The 16683-nt window shown below is 48.7% G+C and carries 17 protein-coding genes and 3 pseudogenes; 7 read left to right on the plus strand and 13 right to left on the minus strand.

Annotation, left to right across the window (positions count from 1 at the left end; genetic code table 11):
• Positions 1-29 precede the first annotated feature (29 nt).
• Entirely contained in the window at positions 30-1286 is a 1257-nt protein-coding gene (hemA, locus tag BFV63_RS12575; RefSeq protein WP_048240641.1) for a glutamyl-tRNA reductase, read from the minus strand.
• 201 nt (positions 1287-1487) lie between these two features.
• On the opposite strand from hemA, the gene lolB reads away from it, so the two are divergent.
• From lolB to dauA, 4 genes are all read left to right on the plus strand, one after another.
• Positions 1488-2099, plus strand: coding sequence for a lipoprotein insertase outer membrane protein LolB (gene lolB / locus BFV63_RS12580; RefSeq protein WP_003856665.1), 612 nt, complete (start codon positions 1488-1490; stop codon positions 2097-2099).
• Positions 2096-2965 carry a 4-(cytidine 5'-diphospho)-2-C-methyl-D-erythritol kinase gene (gene ispE, locus BFV63_RS12585; protein WP_003856664.1) on the plus strand — a complete coding sequence of 290 codons (870 nt, stop codon included), beginning with the start codon at positions 2096-2098 and terminating at the stop codon, positions 2963-2965. The genes lolB and ispE overlap by 4 nt, the downstream gene beginning before the upstream one ends.
• 125 nt (positions 2966-3090) lie before the next feature.
• Positions 3091-4038 (plus strand): ribose-phosphate diphosphokinase, encoded by a 948-nt coding sequence (gene prs, locus BFV63_RS12590; protein WP_003856663.1) that lies wholly within the window; start codon positions 3091-3093, stop codon positions 4036-4038.
• Between the two features lie 124 nt (positions 4039-4162).
• Positions 4163-5842 carry a C4-dicarboxylic acid transporter DauA gene (dauA, locus tag BFV63_RS12595; RefSeq protein WP_032658872.1) on the plus strand — a complete coding sequence of 560 codons (1680 nt, stop codon included), beginning with the start codon at positions 4163-4165 and terminating at the stop codon, positions 5840-5842.
• Here the strand turns inward: dauA and BFV63_RS12600 are convergent.
• Positions 5828-6886 carry a MerR family transcriptional regulator gene (locus BFV63_RS12600; protein WP_022651374.1) on the minus strand — a complete coding sequence of 353 codons (1059 nt, stop codon included), beginning with the start codon at positions 6884-6886 and terminating at the stop codon, positions 5828-5830. The genes dauA and BFV63_RS12600 overlap by 15 nt on opposite strands.
• A 121-nt stretch (positions 6887-7007) precedes the next feature.
• On the minus strand, positions 7008-7283 hold the full coding sequence (ychH, locus tag BFV63_RS12605; RefSeq protein ID WP_003856655.1) for a stress-induced protein YchH: 276 nt from the start codon (positions 7281-7283) through the stop codon (positions 7008-7010).
• Positions 7284-7557: 274 nt separating this feature from the next.
• Here ychH and pth point away from each other — a divergent pair, with 274 nt between their 5' ends.
• Positions 7558-8142: an aminoacyl-tRNA hydrolase gene (pth, locus tag BFV63_RS12610; protein ID WP_006810922.1), complete on the plus strand. Its 585-nt coding sequence runs from the start codon at positions 7558-7560 to the stop codon at positions 8140-8142.
• A gap of 126 nt (positions 8143-8268) precedes the next feature.
• A complete protein-coding gene (gene ychF, locus BFV63_RS12615; protein WP_003856650.1) occupies positions 8269-9363 on the plus strand; it encodes a redox-regulated ATPase YchF in 1095 nt (364 codons plus the stop codon).
• Between the two features lie 54 nt (positions 9364-9417).
• Here ychF and BFV63_RS23420 read toward each other — a convergent pair.
• The 8 genes and pseudogenes from BFV63_RS23420 to BFV63_RS12655 form a co-directional block, all read right to left on the minus strand.
• Positions 9418-9708 (minus strand): annotated as a pseudogene (locus BFV63_RS23420) (YciI family protein).
• A 100-nt stretch (positions 9709-9808) separates the two neighbouring features.
• A complete protein-coding gene (locus BFV63_RS12625; RefSeq protein WP_003856647.1) occupies positions 9809-10174 on the minus strand; it encodes a hypothetical protein in 366 nt (121 codons plus the stop codon).
• 16 nt (positions 10175-10190) lie between these two features.
• On the minus strand, positions 10191-10571 hold the full coding sequence (locus BFV63_RS12630) for a hypothetical protein (protein WP_022651375.1): 381 nt from the start codon (positions 10569-10571) through the stop codon (positions 10191-10193).
• 79 nt (positions 10572-10650) lie between these two features.
• Positions 10651-11127: a hypothetical protein gene (locus BFV63_RS12635; RefSeq protein ID WP_069597542.1), complete on the minus strand. Its 477-nt coding sequence runs from the start codon at positions 11125-11127 to the stop codon at positions 10651-10653.
• A 26-nt stretch (positions 11128-11153) separates the two neighbouring features.
• Positions 11154-11636: a hypothetical protein gene (locus tag BFV63_RS12640; RefSeq protein ID WP_069597543.1), complete on the minus strand. Its 483-nt coding sequence runs from the start codon at positions 11634-11636 to the stop codon at positions 11154-11156.
• The gene (gene comJ, locus BFV63_RS12645; RefSeq protein ID WP_032666353.1) at positions 11633-11917 is read right to left on the minus strand and encodes a competence protein ComJ; all 285 of its coding nucleotides are present in this window, start codon (positions 11915-11917) and stop codon (positions 11633-11635) included. Before comJ ends, BFV63_RS12640 begins: the two co-directional genes overlap by 4 nt.
• 447 nt (positions 11918-12364) lie before the next feature.
• Entirely contained in the window at positions 12365-12571 is a 207-nt protein-coding gene (locus BFV63_RS12650) for a hypothetical protein (RefSeq protein ID WP_022648388.1), read from the minus strand.
• 5 nt (positions 12572-12576) lie between these two features.
• A pseudogene (locus BFV63_RS12655) lies at positions 12577-13866 on the minus strand (RHS repeat domain-containing protein); the annotation flags it as partial.
• Here BFV63_RS12655 and BFV63_RS23425 point away from each other — a divergent pair.
• Positions 13825-14001, plus strand: a pseudogene (locus BFV63_RS23425) (hypothetical protein); the annotation flags it as partial. The pseudogenes BFV63_RS12655 and BFV63_RS23425 sit on opposite strands and share 42 nt — an antisense overlap.
• 650 nt (positions 14002-14651) lie before the next feature.
• On the opposite strand, the gene BFV63_RS12665 reads toward BFV63_RS23425, so the two are convergent.
• Both BFV63_RS12665 and BFV63_RS12675 read right to left on the minus strand, forming a co-directional pair.
• On the minus strand, positions 14652-15170 hold the full coding sequence (locus tag BFV63_RS12665) for a hypothetical protein (protein WP_048240635.1): 519 nt from the start codon (positions 15168-15170) through the stop codon (positions 14652-14654).
• Positions 15171-16119: 949 nt separating this feature from the next.
• Positions 16120-16683: a hypothetical protein gene (locus BFV63_RS12675; RefSeq protein ID WP_048240633.1), complete on the minus strand. Its 564-nt coding sequence runs from the start codon at positions 16681-16683 to the stop codon at positions 16120-16122.

Below are 16683 nucleotides of genomic sequence, written 5' to 3' on the forward strand. Positions count from 1 at the left end.
ACCTTGTCTTAGAAAATGGGTATAGGGCGCTATTCCAGCCCGAGGCTGTTGCGCAGAATTGTCAGGCGTTCATCGTCCCCGTCACGGGCAGCCTGCTGAAGAGATTTGGTTGGGGCATGGATCAGGCGGTTGGTCAGTTTCCAGGCCAGATCCTGCATAATCGCCTGCGCGTCGCCGCCCTGTTCAAGGGCCGCTAACGCTTTGGCCGTCAGGTCATCACGCACCTGCTCCGCCTGACCGCGGTATTCGCGGATGGTCTCGCTGACGCTTTGCGCGCGCAGCCAGGCCATAAATTCGCTGGTTTCCTGCTCAACGATAGTTTCCGCCTGCACAGCCGCCGCCTTACGCTGGGCAAGGTTGTGCGAAATGATGCTTTGCAGGTCATCCACGCTGTACAGGTAGGCGTTCGCCAGTTTGCCCACTTCCGGTTCGACATCACGCGGAACGGCGATATCCACCAGCAGCATCGGCTGATTGCGGCGGGATTTCAGCGCACGCTCGACCATCCCTTTCCCGATAATCGGCAGCGGGCTGGCGGTAGAGCTGATAATAATGTCCGCCTCTTTCAGACGTTCATCGATGTGGCTCAACGCAATCACCTCAGCGCCCACTTCATCTGCCAGCACCTGTGCACGTTCGCGGGTGCGGTTGGCGATGATCATCTTCTTCACCTTGTGTTCGCGAAGATGGCGCGCCACCAGCTCGATGGTTTCGCCCGCCCCCACCAGCAGTACGGTGACGGTCGACAGCGATTCGAAGATTTGACGGGCAAGGGTACAGGCCGCGAAAGCAACCGAAACCGCACTGGCGCCAATGTCGGTTTCGGTTCGCACACGCTTCGCCACGGAGAATGACTTCTGGAACATTCGTTCAAGTTCGCTGGCTTTCAGATGCCCTTTCTGGGAATCCGCGAAGGCTTTTTTCACCTGGCCGAGGATCTGCGGCTCGCCCAGCACCAGCGAATCCAGACCGCTGGCCACGCGCATCAGATGGCTGACCGCATCGTTATCCTGATGCCAGTACAGGCTGTTGCGCAGCTCTTCTTCGTTGAGGTTGTGGTAGTCACATAGCCAGCGGATCAGAGCCTCGTGAAGGTTGTCCTGCTCCTCCACGCTTAAATAGAGCTCGGTACGGTTGCACGTCGACAGCACCACGCCACCCTGCACCATCGGCTGTGCAAGCAGGCTGTCCAGCGCCAGGTCGAGCGTATCCGGCGAAAACGTAACGCGTTCTCGCAGTGAAACCGGGGCCGTTTTGTGGTTAATACCGAGTGCTAATAGGGTCATGTTGAGCGGGAGTAGTACCAGCGTTAATAAGGTTAGCAGGACGCATCATACAGGATGCGCGAGATCAATAAAAGAGACTGCCCCCTTTCGGAGTAATAGCTTACGCCACGCTTTGAGATAATTTGAACGTAGACGGTGGCACCCTTCAACGCTAGCATTAACAGTTATAACTGCAACGTATCTCAAGGATTTGTCATCATTATGACCCGAATGATTCGCCTGCTGCCTCTGGCGGCCCTGGTTCTGACCGCCTGTTCCGTTCATCAGCCGAAAGGCCCGGGCAAAAGCCCTGACTCACCGCAGTGGCGCCAGCACCAGCAGGACGTGCTGAAATTAAGCCAGTATCAGACCCGCGGTGCATTTGCTTATCTCTCTGACGAGCAAAAAGTTTACGCTCGCTTCTTCTGGCAGCAAACGGGTCAGGACAACTATCGCCTGCTGCTGCTGAACCCGCTGGGCAGCACCGAACTGGAGCTGAACGCGAAGCCTGGCGAAGCGCAGATTACCGATAACAAAGGCCAGCACTACACGGCAACCGACGCCGAAGAGATGATTGGCAAGCTGACCGGGATGCCGATTCCGCTCAATAGTCTGCGCCAGTGGATCCTTGGCCTGCCGGGTGACGCAACCGACTACACGCTCGACGATCAATACCGTCTGAGCCAGGTAAATTACACTCAGGGCGGTAAAACCTGGAAAGTGGTGTACAGCGCGTATGACAGCAAGACTCAACCGTCGCTGCCGTCCAATATGGAGCTGACGCAGGGTAGCCAGCGTATCAAGCTGAAAATGGACAACTGGATCGTTAAATGATGACCCACTGGCCCTCTCCCGCAAAACTGAACCTGTTTCTCTACATCACCGGACAGCGCGCTGACGGCTATCACACCCTGCAAACGCTGTTTCAGTTTGTCGATTACGGCGACACGATCTCCATCGAACCGCGTCAGGACGGGCAGATTCACCTGCTGACGCCGGTCGACGGCGTGGCGCATGAGGATAACCTGATCGTGCGCGCTGCTCGCCTTCTGATGAAAACGGCGTCGTCGTCGGGTCGTCTGCCAGCGGGAAGCGGTGCGGATATCCGTATCGACAAACGCCTGCCAATGGGCGGCGGTCTTGGTGGCGGTTCATCGAACGCCGCGACCGTACTGGTGGCGCTTAACCACCTCTGGGACTGCGGTCTGACGACGGACGAACTGGCAGCGTTAGGATTGACGCTGGGCGCCGATGTACCGGTGTTTGTGCGCGGCCACGCGGCGTTCGCTGAAGGTGTCGGTGAAATCCTCACGCCGGTCGATCCGCCGGAAAAATGGTATCTGATCGTTCACCCTGGCGTGAGCATTCCTACCCCGGTCATCTTTAAAGATCCTGACCTGAAAAGAAATACCCCGGTACGGTCAATAAAAACGTTATTAAATTGTGAATTCAGCAACGATTGCGAGGATATCGCAAGAAAACGTTTTCGCGAGGTTGATGCGGTGCTTTCCTGGCTGTTAGAATACGCGCCGTCGCGCCTGACCGGTACAGGGGCCTGTGTCTTTGCTGAATTTGACACCGAAACCGCCGCCCGTCAGGTGCTTGAGCAAGCGCCGGTTTGGCTGCATGGTTTTGTAGCGCGCGGGATGAACATCTCCCCCCTACAGCAGGCCATTCTGGCGCAGACTGAGTTTCGGTGACAACGTCACCCTGTTCCAGACGTTGCATCGCGCTCTTTAATACACCGCCTGGATAGCGTTTGCTTAGGCCCCGCAGTTTGCGGCGAACGCTATCCACCACTGGACGCATGCCTGAGGTTCTTCTCGTGCCTGATATGAAGCTTTTTGCTGGTAACGCCACCCCGGAACTAGCACAACGTATTGCCAACCGCCTGTACACTTCCCTCGGCGACGCCGCTGTAGGTCGCTTTAGCGACGGCGAAGTCAGCGTACAAATTAATGAAAATGTACGCGGTGGTGATATTTTCATCATCCAGTCCACCTGTGCTCCAACGAATGACAACCTGATGGAATTGGTTGTTATGGTCGACGCGCTGCGTCGTGCTTCTGCTGGCCGTATCACTGCTGTTATTCCTTACTTTGGCTATGCACGTCAGGACCGTCGCGTCCGTTCCGCGCGTGTGCCAATCACCGCTAAAGTAGTCGCTGACTTCCTGTCCAGCGTCGGCGTTGACCGCGTACTGACGGTCGACCTGCACGCAGAGCAGATTCAGGGCTTCTTCGACGTGCCGGTTGATAACGTATTCGGCAGCCCAATCCTGCTGGAAGACATGCTGCAACTGAATCTGGACAACCCGATTGTGGTTTCTCCGGACATCGGCGGCGTGGTACGTGCTCGTGCTATCGCAAAGCTGCTGAACGATACCGACATGGCGATCATCGACAAACGCCGTCCGCGCGCTAACGTTTCTCAGGTGATGCACATCATCGGTGACGTGGCTGGCCGTGACTGCGTGTTGGTGGACGACATGATCGATACCGGCGGTACACTGTGTAAAGCCGCTGAAGCGCTGAAAGAGCGTGGTGCGAAACGCGTATTCGCTTACGCCACTCACCCGATCTTCTCCGGCAATGCGGTAAACAACCTCCGTAACTCCGTCATTGATGAAGTTGTGGTGTGCGATACCATCCCACTGAGTGACGAGATCAAAGCGCTGCCAAACGTGCGTACGTTGACTCTGTCCGGGATGCTGGCCGAAGCGATTCGTCGTATCAGCAACGAAGAATCCATCTCTGCAATGTTCGAACACTGATCGAACACGGCCAAAAAACCCGCTGCGGCGGGTTTTTTTGTTTATAGTATTTATTTGTATGACTTATGCCTCCTTCACCTGCCATTCATATGACAGATGATGCGCACACGGATGATAGATAATTGTGAAAAAAGTAACCTCCTCACATGTTCTGCCCTTTCGCGCCCTCATCGACGCCTGCTGGAAAGAGAAATACACGTCGTCACGCTTTGTTCGTGACCTGATAGCCGGGATCACCGTCGGGATTATTGCCATCCCGCTGGCGATGGCGCTGGCGATTGGTAGCGGCGTCGCGCCGCAGTACGGGCTGTACACCTCGGCCGTTGCGGGGATTGTGATTGCGCTGACGGGCGGGTCCCGCTTCAGCGTCTCCGGCCCGACGGCCGCCTTTGTGGTGATCCTCTACCCGGTTTCCCAACAGTTTGGTCTGGCAGGCCTGCTGGTTGCCACCCTGATGTCCGGCATCTTTTTAATTCTGTTTGGTCTGGCCCGCTTTGGTCGCCTGATTGAATATATTCCCCTTTCCGTAACGCTGGGGTTCACCTCGGGGATTGGGATTACCATCGGGACCATGCAGATTAAGGATTTCCTCGGCCTGCAAATGGCCCATGTTCCGGAGCACTATTTACAGAAAGTGGGCGCGCTGTTTATGGCGTTGCCGACGGCCAACCTGGGCGATGCGGCCATTGGCATCGTTACCCTCGGCACACTCATCGTCTGGCCTCGCTTAGGCATTCGTCTCCCGGGCCATCTGCCCGCTCTGCTGCTGGGCTGCGCGGTGATGGGCGCCGTCAACCTGCTCGGTGGACAGGTCGCCACCATTGGCTCCCAGTTCCACTATGTTCTGGCGGACGGCTCACAGGGCAGCGGCATTCCGCAGCTGCTGCCGCAGCTGGTTCTGCCGTGGGACATGCCGGGCTCCAGCTTCACCCTGAGCTGGGATTCCCTTCGCGCTCTGCTGCCCGCTGCATTCTCCATGGCAATGCTGGGCGCGATTGAATCTCTACTGTGCGCCGTTGTGCTCGACGGCATGACCGGCACTAAGCATAAAGCCAATAGCGAGCTGGTCGGCCAGGGCTTAGGGAACATCGTTGCACCGTTCTTCGGCGGTATTACGGCTACGGCTGCGATTGCCCGTTCCGCCGCGAACGTACGTGCGGGCGCGACATCACCGGTTTCGGCGGTCATTCACTCCCTGCTGGTGATCATGGCGCTGCTGATCCTTGCCCCGCTGCTTTCATGGCTTCCGCTCTCTGCCATGGCTGCGTTGCTGCTGATGGTGGCCTGGAACATGAGTGAGGCGCATAAGGTGGTTAACCTGCTGCGCCGCGCGCCGAAAGACGACATTATCGTGATGCTGATCTGCATGTCGCTGACCGTGCTGTTCGATATGGTTATCGCTATCAGCGTCGGCATAGTGCTGGCCTCGCTGCTGTTTATGCGCCGCATCGCGCAGATGACGCGTCTCTCCCCGGTTAACGTTGAGGTGCCTGACGATGTGCTGGTGCTGCGCGTGATTGGTCCGCTGTTCTTCGCCGCAGCGGAAGGTTTGTTCAGCGATCTGGAATCCCGCATCGCGGGCAAACGGATTGTGGTGCTGAAGTGGGATGCCGTCCCGGTGCTGGATGCCGGCGGTCTGGATGCCTTCCAGCGCTTTGTTGCCCGCCTGCCGGAAGGCTGCGAGCTGCGGATAAGTAACCTCGAATTCCAGCCCCTGCGCACCATGGCGCGCGCAGGCGTGCAGCCGATCCCTGGCCGATTGTCCTTCTACCCTAACCGTGAAGCTGCATTAGCGGATCTGTGAGTCATCTGATGCAGAGACGCGTCTTTGCATCATCACCCCGATCGCCTGCTGGAGCCATTCAAGCACGGCAGGCGTCATCCACGTGCCTTTCATCAGATGCGGCTCCTGCTGCATGGCGAGGCGAAATTTTTGCTGGGTCTGCGGGTTTGTTCCCGCATAGGACTGGAATAAAACCAGCCACTTTTCTGCCAGCTTTTGCGCATCGTCAGAAGCGGGACTGAGATTATCTCGCTGCGCCTGATGCAGCTTCGCCACCAGCGGCGGCCACTCCATCATCCGGTCAAAGTAGTGCGCCCGGGTAAAGGCCATCTCTTCGGCAGTGAGATATTTCTCCCAGATGCTGAGCTTTGATTCGGCAAACGCCCGCGTGATGTAATCAGTTATCTCCGGCGTAATGCCGGTTTGCTCCTGCATCTGCGGCTCCACGCTGTGCATCTCGTTCAGGCGGGTCAAAAATTCCGGTTTGCCTGCGGTATCCTGCTCCAGGCGTTCCATCCACCGTGAAGCCAAATCGGTCGCCCGCGCGTCCGTGACGCTGACGTTCTGTTCCAGCAAGTGTTTAACCTCCCTCACCAGCCCCGACCAGATATCCGCCAGCGCCTCTTTCTCTACCGCAAACGGCAGTTGCTGCAACTCTTCTTTGCTAAACCAGCGATCGTACATATTCATTAACTCCAGAGTCTGTAGCCAGGATTCCAGATCCGGCGTCGCATCGTCGGTCAGCCCGGTACGCAATTCCACCAGCCGGTTGCGCAGCGTATGGATACTACGCAGTTGCTTGTCCAGCAGAGTGATTTGCCCGTCGAGTAATTCGGCTAATGACAGCGAACGCTGTTTCAGAAAATCCCTGATTTCGGCAAGCTCCAGCCCGGCTTTTGCCAGCGTCTGGATCATATGCAGACGCTGCACATCCGCCAGGTTATAAAGCCGGTAGCCTGCCGCGCTTCTGGCAGAAGGTAACAACAGCCCTGTTTGCTCGTAGTGATGCAAAGTCCGCACGGTGATCCCGGCACGTTTCGCCAGTTCTCCCACCTGTATCAACATAACGGCTCCTTTTGTTCTGCCAGTGTCGTTACTCTGAAGCCTTACGTTACGTGAGGGTCAATGCGTCATGCAAAAAAAAAACGACTTCAGATGAAGTCGTTTCGGTGTTCTTTATGGGGCACTAGCTATGCTTGCGCTGGTCGCGGCGGCATCGTTTATCGTAATGACGCACCCACCAGTATTTATCGCAGACTTCCTCATGTCCGCTCACGCGCGCCCCGGCGAGCCACAGTACCGCACCGAGGAAGATACTCAGCACCGCGCCATGCGCAAAGTATTGTGGGAGGTCAAGCTGCGGTAATTGGTTTAAGATTGAATAACCGACACCGGCGACCATCACGAACAGTCCCAACCCCATTAGCACGTTACCGAGCATTGAAGCGTTTTTGCGTTTCATATGTCACCTCCGGAACTTTGGGTTGTCAGGGGAAAAGCCCCTTCTCCTTGTGTGTAAAGTATAGACAACGCCTCTTATATGAGTTGCGTGAATGATCACATTTACTGATAACTCCCGGACAAAAATTTACAAATAAGACATTGAACAGCTTGAAATTCTAATTGTTCAAAGAAGAAATTATTCGCATTTCGGTGTACAGCAGGCAGAACTTTGTCAAGCGGCGCGCCAGACAGTAAACTACGCGCCAGATCTGGAACCCATTAGGAAGTAAATCGTGACGATTAAACTGATTGTCGGCCTCGCCAATCCGGGCGCAGAGTATGCTGCTACCCGCCATAACGCCGGTGCCTGGTATGTTGATCTGCTGGCGGAGCGTTTGCGCGCTCCCCTGCGTGAAGAACCCAAGTTTTACGGGTATACCTCACGCATCAATCTTGCGGGTGCTGACGTGCGGTTGCTGGTGCCAACCACCTTTATGAACCTGAGCGGCAAAGCCGTGGCAGCTATGGCAACGTTTTATCGCATCAATCCGGATGAGATCCTGGTGGCCCACGACGAACTGGACCTGCCGCCAGGGGTGGCGAAGTTCAAACTGGGCGGCGGTCATGGCGGCCACAACGGCCTTAAAGACATCATCAGCAAACTGGGTAATAACCCTAATTTCCACCGTTTGCGCGTGGGAATCGGCCATCCGGGCGATAAAAACAAAGTTGTTGGTTTCGTACTGGGTAAACCCCCGGTTTCTGAGCAGAAGCTGATTGACGAAGCGGTAGACGAAGCGGCCCGCTGCACCGAGATTTGGCTTCAGGACGGCCTGACGAAAGCCACCAATCGACTGCACGCTTTCAAAGCGCAATAAACAAGGCCCTGCGGCATTTTTACCGCGCGGCACGTGGGTTACGTGTATAATAGGCGTAGTTATTTACTTTTCTTCAATCGGTTATCGTTAACGGATTGATTATCAAGAGATTAAGGTGATTTAGAAATGGGATTCAAATGCGGTATCGTCGGTCTGCCAAACGTGGGCAAATCCACCCTGTTCAACGCGCTCACCAAAGCAGGTATTGAAGCGGCGAACTTCCCGTTCTGTACCATCGAGCCGAACACCGGTGTTGTTCCTATGCCCGATCCGCGTCTGGACCAGCTCGCGGAAATCGTGAAGCCGCAGCGCATTCTGCCAACCACCATGGAGTTCGTGGACATCGCGGGCCTGGTAAAAGGCGCTTCCAAAGGTGAAGGCCTGGGCAACCAGTTCCTGACCAACATCCGTGAAACCGAAGCGATCGGCCACGTTGTGCGCTGCTTCGAGAACGACAATATCATTCACGTAAACAACAAAGTGGATCCGGCTGACGACATCGACGTCATCAACACCGAGCTGGCCCTCTCTGACCTCGACACCTGCGAGCGCGCCATTCACCGCGTGCAGAAGAAAGCCAAAGGCGGCGACAAGGACGCGAAAGCGGAACTGGCTGCGCTGGAAAAATGTCTGCCACAGCTGGAAAATGCCGGCATGCTGCGCGCGCTGAAAAACCTGACTGACGAAGACAAAGCGGCGATCAAATACCTGAGCTTCCTGACCCTGAAGCCAACCATGTACATCGCCAACGTTAACGAAGACGGTTTCGAGAACAACCCGTATCTGGACAAAGTGCGTGAAATTGCCGCGGCTGAAGGTTCTGTAGTGGTTGCGGTTTGCGCTGCCGTTGAATCTGATATTGCAGAGCTGGACGACGCCGACCGTGAAGAGTTCATGGCCGAGCTGGGTCTGGAAGAGCCGGGCCTGAACCGCGTGATCCGCGCGGGCTATGAGCTGCTGAACCTGCAAACCTACTTCACCGCTGGTGTAAAAGAAGTGCGTGCGTGGACCATCCCTGTGGGTGCGACCGCGCCTCAGGCGGCCGGTAAGATCCACACCGACTTCGAGAAAGGCTTCATTCGTGCGCAGACTATCGCGTTTGAAGACTTCATAACCTACAAGGGTGAGCAAGGCGCGAAAGAAGCAGGCAAGATGCGTGCGGAAGGGAAAGATTACATCGTTAAAGATGGCGACGTGATGAACTTCTTGTTTAACGTCTGATTTGTTTTGAATAAAAAAAATCCACGCTTTGGCGTGGATTTTTTTATTGTGAGGTTAAAACACATTGTCTAAGAGATCAGTTTTCATGCTGGAATCTAAGGGAATGATTTCGGCAGACACAAGCCTAACGCCTGAAAAGAGCCCTCACGCTAGCGCTCTTTAAGAGATGCAGGACTCTCAGATTTAGCGAGAATGACCCCACCAGTTCTTGGGATCCGTCTTCCGGAAGTCAGAAATATCCCCTCTGAATACCCTTTTTTAGTCACTCAACATGAGAAGGTATCGTTGCGTCAACCTCCTCAAGGGGTTTATATACGTCAATATGACAATGTAAACCGTAGTCATCTTTTTCCTCGTAGCCTTTTTTAAACTGCTTGATATAACTGCTGATACAGTTCCTTTTTTGCCACCGGTTATAGTTATCATTTTTTTGGCGCTTTTGAACTTAATACGCAGGGCCCGATTGAGACAACACGTTACGCTTCATATCCCAGGAATAAAACCAATCATGCCAGCCATTTTTTTTTGCTGGATAGCTACAGACAACGATCACTTCCTTTGACAGGTTGAATGTTAAGTAATAGAAAGTCGCACCTTCAGGAGGGGCAGACCAAAATAGTTTTTCGCCCTGCACATTGAAGATGGTCAAAACGGTTGGTAATGGCTTAGGCTCGCTTAACACAAAGACTAACTGGCGTGTTAAGTCGACCAATGCATAGCTTAAAAATGGCACACTAACCAGTATGTTACTTTCACCACACGCCCATTGAAGCAGGTCTTTTTCTTTAATACAAATGAGATTTTCAATCATTGGTAAACCTCAACGTTTAAAGTTTGATCTGCTTCAAATCACCTTCAAAAAGCCCCACAAGATATACCCGGTATCGGGCTGGCTGCACTTCTTTATACGTTAATATAGCGGAAAACTCTTTTAAACACTTTGAACATGTGTTTTTCGAAACATCTAATTGGCTTTCATCATAGCTATATTTCTTATGTTCACTATCAAGCTTCACACCTCTCATTTTCTTAACCAAAAAGCATTTTACCTCTTCTGTGAGCGTGTCAAACTCATATGAGTTTACGATAGAGTAGACTATTACCCCCTCGCATTCAGGGCATGTTATTTCCTTTCCATACTCTATGAAATCATTGTCAATGCCATCAAGGACTAATAACTTCTTTTTCAGTCGATTAGTAAGTTTCATTATTTAAATTTTAAGTTTATCAATAAAAAATTAAGGCTATAAGAAATGGAGGATTTTATTAATCATTAACATCATTTAGTCAAACATTCCATTCTATATAAACACCACAATCGAAGCTTTTTTCATTAGACTGTACAACAATATTTCCCCATTCATGCCTCCATTGAAATCCATATGGGGGATTGTTAATTTTAAGATTAGGCTTTGATGTTATTTCATTCTCAACCCATACTGTCAAACGCTGCTGCTCATCCGATAAATTACTCAGACTAGCCCTTTTATCCCAATCCTCTAACGTTTTATAAAAACTTCCATCCTTACTAGTAAGGAATAATGATGGAGAAAAAGAAAATGCTGAAGGCCTCAGTTCCAAAATGAAAACTTGATCTTTCCATTTAATATTATCGATAGCGAAATAAAAAGGACCTACTGTAGTCAATGGCGAGAAAAACTTGTAAAATGCGGAATTTTTAAAAGTATCAACATCTTTTAATTCGATGGGGTAGTTGTTAATTTCTACAAATCCAGTATGAACATCAAGTTTCATTTCTAACATATCTAAACCACCTTTTTTGGAAGTGACTACTTTATATTCCAAACTATATATACCCCATGATTAAATGACTTTGTCTCATATGAGACTGAAACCCGCCCGCACTCAAAGTTCCACCTAATGATGTCTGTTTCCGTGGTATCAGGCGTGTCCAGGTTCAGTGATTCTTTCAGCCAATCAGACAGGCTTTTCACTGATTCATTTAGCATGTGAACATTAGTTCGTGCATTCCAATCATTTAATGATTTATAGTATTGACTATTTTTATCAACAAGATGAAGCATAAAATGAAAACCATAGCACACCGGGCGTATAGTAACTTGAAATTCTTTATCGAAAAACATTACTGAGTCAACAAGGTAGTGATTCGACATATTTTTATTTACAGCTTTGCGTTTTACTAATTCGTGGTATAAATCACACTTACAAAAGCCTTCTTCAGTATCTATTTTTAAAGGAAGACCATCAAGGTTTAGCTCACCGGTAATCGGGTTGAATTTAAATTCAATCATGCGACCTGAAGCTTATTTTTATTTGTAATAAAAAATGGCACTACAATGCAGCGTTGAGCAGTTTCATCTAATATAAAAGAATTATCTATTTTGATATTGACGTTGGCTCCAAATGCGTCCTCTGGTAATGGGTCGAATATAACATAATCTTTGTGAAGAACAGCACCTTGAGAAACATTGCCTTTTCCCCAGTAATTCAGCTTTTCGTCATAGTCTCTGGATCGTAACAACATTTGACTATGTGAAATCAGTAGCTCAACTATTTGTATTTTTTTTATCATTCATTACATTACCTCGATTTTTATTATCGTTCTACCGATAATGTGGGGTCAGTCCATTAAAAATAAAATGCTTGTGAAATTCTTTAAGGGGTTAATGATTAGCTGTAATATGAAAACTGATAGGGGAAGCACCCTTCCCCTGCTGCTCAAACTTTGAGCAGCAGGTTAGTAACAAGCGCAAACCCTGAAACCCCCATTATAGTTTAATTAGGATATTCGGCAACAACTAACCGCCTGATTTAGTCCTCTCCATTATACAAATCACCAGCATAATTAAATATTTTCAATTATTTTTTCTGTGAGATCAGCGTAACTAATAATTTCCTAAACGCCATTGCTGATATTTTGATTGCCGGTAAAGATAATTTTCATCTCTTTACCGAGCCATTCCCAACCAAAAAAATATAAAAAACGAACGGAAAAATAAATCCCCCACGTAATTATCTGTCAACAAAAATAAAAGTAAATATCCCGTATTAAATCTCCATCAACTTCATCAACAGTTCTGGTTTTGATTTTATTAAAGTCAGCTAAAATACCTTTCACTGGCACAGTAGACTTTGATATATCATCATAAAATGCTTTTTGTTGACTTTCCGGAACATATTTTTTTATTAAAAAAACAAGATTCTTTCGTAACTCTTCATCTGTCATCGCTTTTACTCCGGAATTATAGTAACACGTTCAAAAATAACAGGGTAATTACGTTCGATTGGTAGCAACTGTAATGCCCCACCTTTACCATACTCAGGATATGCACTGGTGAAAAGCTCATATCCAGGCCCTCGACCACCATTGGCAAGAGGTACTTGCACCTGAGGCACTCCATTTTTATACAGTTGTAATGTATCAAACTCACCTAATAAACGTGCATCACTCCATGAATCAGGATTACCTTTCTCATAAAAAATTTGATAGGCGTCCCTGGCTTCATGTGCAGATTTATATTTCGTATACCCAAAATAACTTAACGGGGCTGATTTATTTTCTATTGTCTGTGGAGCATATTTGCTATCCATATAACGATATGCTGTAGAAGGCATAGTCGAACTAGGGCCATTTGGACCAACATAGAAATCAGGTTTTGTTTTACCGCTACACTCGCGGCTCAACCCCCACGGATCCACCCACCCCAGCGCATTCGGCGCATACTGGTAAAGGTTAATCCCTCCCGCCAGCCCTATCGGGTCCTGCTGCGTAAATCGTCCGCAGTCCGGGTCATAATACCGGAACAGATTGTAGTGCAGCCCTGTCTCACGATCCAGGTATTGCCCCTGCATGCGCAGGTTCTGAGAATATCCTGATACCTGCGTCTCGCTTTCCCGCAGCAGCTTGCCCCAGGCGCTGTTCACCCCTTCCCAGCGCACCTGTCCTTCGCTATCCGTCATCCGTTCCGGCGTGCCGTTCGGCTGACAGTGGAACCAGAAGATTTCCGGGGCATCAACCCCGTCGATACGCGCCAGCGGATCGTAGCTGTCCTGATCGCTGTAGACGTAGGTCAGCGGCACATCCCCGTGCACTTCCTGCAACAGCCGGAACCCTTCCCAGACAAACCGCGTGGTGACTGGCTTACCGGTTGGCTGGCCGCCCAGCATCTGGCGGCGCGTTTTGCTGATGCGGCGACCGAGCGGATCGTAGCGGAAGCTGACCTGCGTCTGCGGCTTGTTGCGGTCCCGCGGCTGGCTGACCACCTCCGTCAGGCGATGCTCGCCGACGTAGCGGTAGTGCCAGCGGGTCTGTCCGTTATCTTTCTCCACGGTGCGTCCGTGGACGTCATAGCGCCAGCGAATGCCGTTCAGCTGCGTCAGCCGGTTGTGCGTAACCTTCTCAGCAGATCATTCGAGCGGGTTACCGGTAGTATCCCAGCGGTGCAACCAAGAGCACTGAAAATTACCGGTAACTATATCCCGGCGATGCAGGCGGCCAAGACGGTCATATTCGCTGCGGGTTCGTTAGTGTTAGTAGTTTGCGCCACGGTTGAATCCGATAATACTGAACTGGACGATGCCGACCGTGAAGAGTTTATGGAAGAGCTGGGTCAGGAAGGGCCAGGCGCGAAAGAAGGAGGCAAGATGCGTGCATAAGGAAAAGACTACATTGTTGAAGATGGCGATGTGATGAACTTCTTGTTTACGTTTAATTTTTATGAACGGGAAAAATCCACGCTTTCACGTACATTTTTTATTAGGGAGTCAAAAAAATATCTTAGAGATCTGACTTCTTGCTCACCTCCAAAGAAATGATTTGTGTAGTCGCAAGCTTTAACGTCTGAAAAGGCACCTCGATTAATCACTCAACAAGTAAGGCCAGACTCTAATACTTAGCGAGGCTGACACCACCGTTTCTTAGGAGAGGTCTGCCGGTCGACAATAATATATCTTCTAAATCCTTTTTTTTGCGAGCGGGAATCGTTAAAAGTTTTGAATCGCATTTTATCATAATAAGCAGGGCCTGATCGAGACAACGCGTTACGCTTCATACCATTTAAATAAAACCAATCATGCCAGCCATTTTGGTTTTCCACATAGCTAAAGACAACAACCCCTTCTTCGTTCAGATGATTTTTAAGTAATAGAAAAATGTGCCTCGTGGCAGTGCAGGCAAAGAAGCTTTTGCCCTAAGCATCAAATAGGGTTACAACGGTTAATAATGGCTTTTTATCGGTTAACACAAAAATTAACTCGCGTGTTGTAAGACCATTGCATAATCTAAAATGGTATGCTGAAAATTTTTTTTACCCTTTAGCAATGATAACGTTTCTATGATTTGTTCCATTCTTTATCCAGAACATTTCATCTTGAGGTAACGTTCCATTACCGCAGAAATCAACAAGCTCACCTTGCCAACCATCAGGAACATATTTTTGATAATGCATACTTTCAACAGACTCCGAATATAGTCTTTTATTATCAAAATCTATAAGCAAATCCGGCATAAGATCATATATATCCCACCAAGTTGTTTTTTGCGAAAGCCTACTAAAAAACTCATCAGCTATGTCATCCTTATCGAATGAATAGCCATCTTTAATTAACCCATCAATAAAAATCTGCGCGTTTTCTTCATTTACTACGGGTATGTCATATCTTTCCTTATGGACATCCTGTAGATTTATTTCCACCCCACTTTTCACAAAATCCTCTATCCATTTAATTCTATCTAAAACCCACATTTCTTTGAACGCCAAGAACCAATAATATATTCCTTCTTTCTTTACTATCACAAGGAGATCATCATCTTTATTAATATTCATATAGTAACCTATTTTACATTACCGGAGCCTGGAATCGCTACTTCTTCAAGCCATTCTGCCCATACTGATGGTAATACATACGATCTACCTGGCGTTGTTGGATCAACGTGCTTAGGAGCCAATACCCCTTGATTTAACGGATTAAGCATGCGTCAGGGGGTTGTGCGTGTACTTTCCAGCAAGTCGTTCGAGGTGGATTACCAGCAGACGATCGCAGTTGTCATAATTTCATTATTGCGTACAGCTGGTAAAAGACTTTTAAATGCTCAGAGTCTAATATCTAAAGACTTTACACTTAAAAGAATGAGCATGACGTAAAGAAAAAGGTAAGTTGCGTGCAGAAAGCATAAAATCAAATCGTTAAAAATGGCGATGGGATGAACTTCTTGTTTAAAGTTTGATTTGTTTTTTATGAAAAAAACGAACTTGCGCACCCTTAGGAAAATAGAACTCAAGGTATTTTTCAGCTCTGTCTTGAAACGTTCGTTCTTTGACGTAGTTATAAGAATCATTAAAATATTTGTACGCTTCATCAAATTGATTCAACTCATAAAAAACCATGCCGAGGTCGATTAACGGCGCTGTCTCTATATCCGATCCACGTGTACTAAGTATCCTCTCCCCCCATTTTTTCGCCTCATCGTTCTCCTTGAGAGAAAAGCAAGCACTGTACATGTACGCAGAGTTGCAGTTGGCAATTTTCCATTCGATCTGCGGCTCAGGAAGAGCCTGCCGGACATTTTGTTATTGCTCTAAAGCCTCGGCTTATTTTTTTATCATGAAATTCGTTTCCTTTTTCTATAAGAGATGTAAATATTATTCATGTGTTTATTCATTAGCAATAGCAAATAAACCTCCTCACCTATAAAAAGGGGAATAAGAAATAAATGCTTTTAGAAGCAAGGAGGTATCTAAGACAGTAAATCTTTATTATTAAAAAATTTAAAAACTAACCAAAAAAGAATTTCTTAAACCCTTCAACCTCAACATCTTTTAGTTTAGTTTTAAGCATCACATCGATATCTTCCAGAAAATCTTCTCTTAAATTAAATTCATCATCTGTAGCATCACCATCATAATTATTTTGTTCCATCTCAATAGCAGAACAAAAAGCATTCAAAAAGTCAGCTAAGGAACCAGAAATTATAAAGTTTCGTTTTTGAATGCTACCATAAACAGGAGATGTTAGATTTTGGGTGTCACAAAAAAGAACGTCACCATTTCTTTCAGCAAAGATTATATATTCATCGCGCCAAGCCGTATCATTTTGAACTCGCCAACCGGATAATATTTCGTTGAGATCTTGAGGTTCAATAATCTGTAAATAAAAAGTACCATCAAATGTTGGACTGTCATTTAAAATCAAATGACGATAAAAAAAATCAACCTCCCCATTTAAATTCACGGGAAAAGAAATCTCATTTTCATCGTCTGTATAGTCTATCTCTCCCATATTCAATTCATTCATTTTAAATTTGTTCACAAGATCTTGGACTGCATTTTTTATGTTCAT

The organism is Enterobacter hormaechei subsp. xiangfangensis (assembly GCF_001729785.1).
Classification (GTDB): domain Bacteria; phylum Pseudomonadota; class Gammaproteobacteria; order Enterobacterales; family Enterobacteriaceae; genus Enterobacter; species Enterobacter hormaechei_C.

Bases quoted from the DNA above. Each gene is read 5' to 3' on its own strand.
- BFV63_RS12600 (WP_022651374.1), bottom strand. From the start codon at position 6,886: ATGTTGATACAGGTGGGAGAACTGGCGAAACGTGCCGGGATCACCGTG.
- BFV63_RS12630 (WP_022651375.1), bottom strand. From the start codon at position 10,571: ATGAAACTTACTAATCGACTGAAAAAGAAGTTATTAGTCCTTGATGGC.
- ispE (WP_003856664.1), top strand. From the start codon at position 2,096: ATGATGACCCACTGGCCCTCTCCCGCAAAACTGAACCTGTTTCTCTAC.
- BFV63_RS12625 (WP_003856647.1), bottom strand. From the start codon at position 10,174: ATGATTGAAAATCTCATTTGTATTAAAGAAAAAGACCTGCTTCAATGG.
- ychH (WP_003856655.1), bottom strand. From the start codon at position 7,283: ATGAAACGCAAAAACGCTTCAATGCTCGGTAACGTGCTAATGGGGTTG.
- hemA (WP_048240641.1), bottom strand. From the start codon at position 1,286: ATGACCCTATTAGCACTCGGTATTAACCACAAAACGGCCCCGGTTTCA.
- comJ (WP_032666353.1), bottom strand. From the start codon at position 11,917: ATGATAAAAAAAATACAAATAGTTGAGCTACTGATTTCACATAGTCAA.
- BFV63_RS12640 (WP_069597543.1), bottom strand. From the start codon at position 11,636: ATGATTGAATTTAAATTCAACCCGATTACCGGTGAGCTAAACCTTGAT.
- BFV63_RS12675 (WP_048240633.1), bottom strand. From the start codon at position 16,683: ATGAACATAAAAAATGCAGTCCAAGATCTTGTGAACAAATTTAAAATG.
- lolB (WP_003856665.1), top strand. From the start codon at position 1,488: ATGACCCGAATGATTCGCCTGCTGCCTCTGGCGGCCCTGGTTCTGACC.
- BFV63_RS12635 (WP_069597542.1), bottom strand. From the start codon at position 11,127: ATGTTAGAAATGAAACTTGATGTTCATACTGGATTTGTAGAAATTAAC.
- ychF (WP_003856650.1), top strand. From the start codon at position 8,269: ATGGGATTCAAATGCGGTATCGTCGGTCTGCCAAACGTGGGCAAATCC.
- BFV63_RS12665 (WP_048240635.1), bottom strand. From the start codon at position 15,170: ATGAATATTAATAAAGATGATGATCTCCTTGTGATAGTAAAGAAAGAA.
- BFV63_RS12650 (WP_022648388.1), bottom strand. From the start codon at position 12,571: ATGACAGATGAAGAGTTACGAAAGAATCTTGTTTTTTTAATAAAAAAA.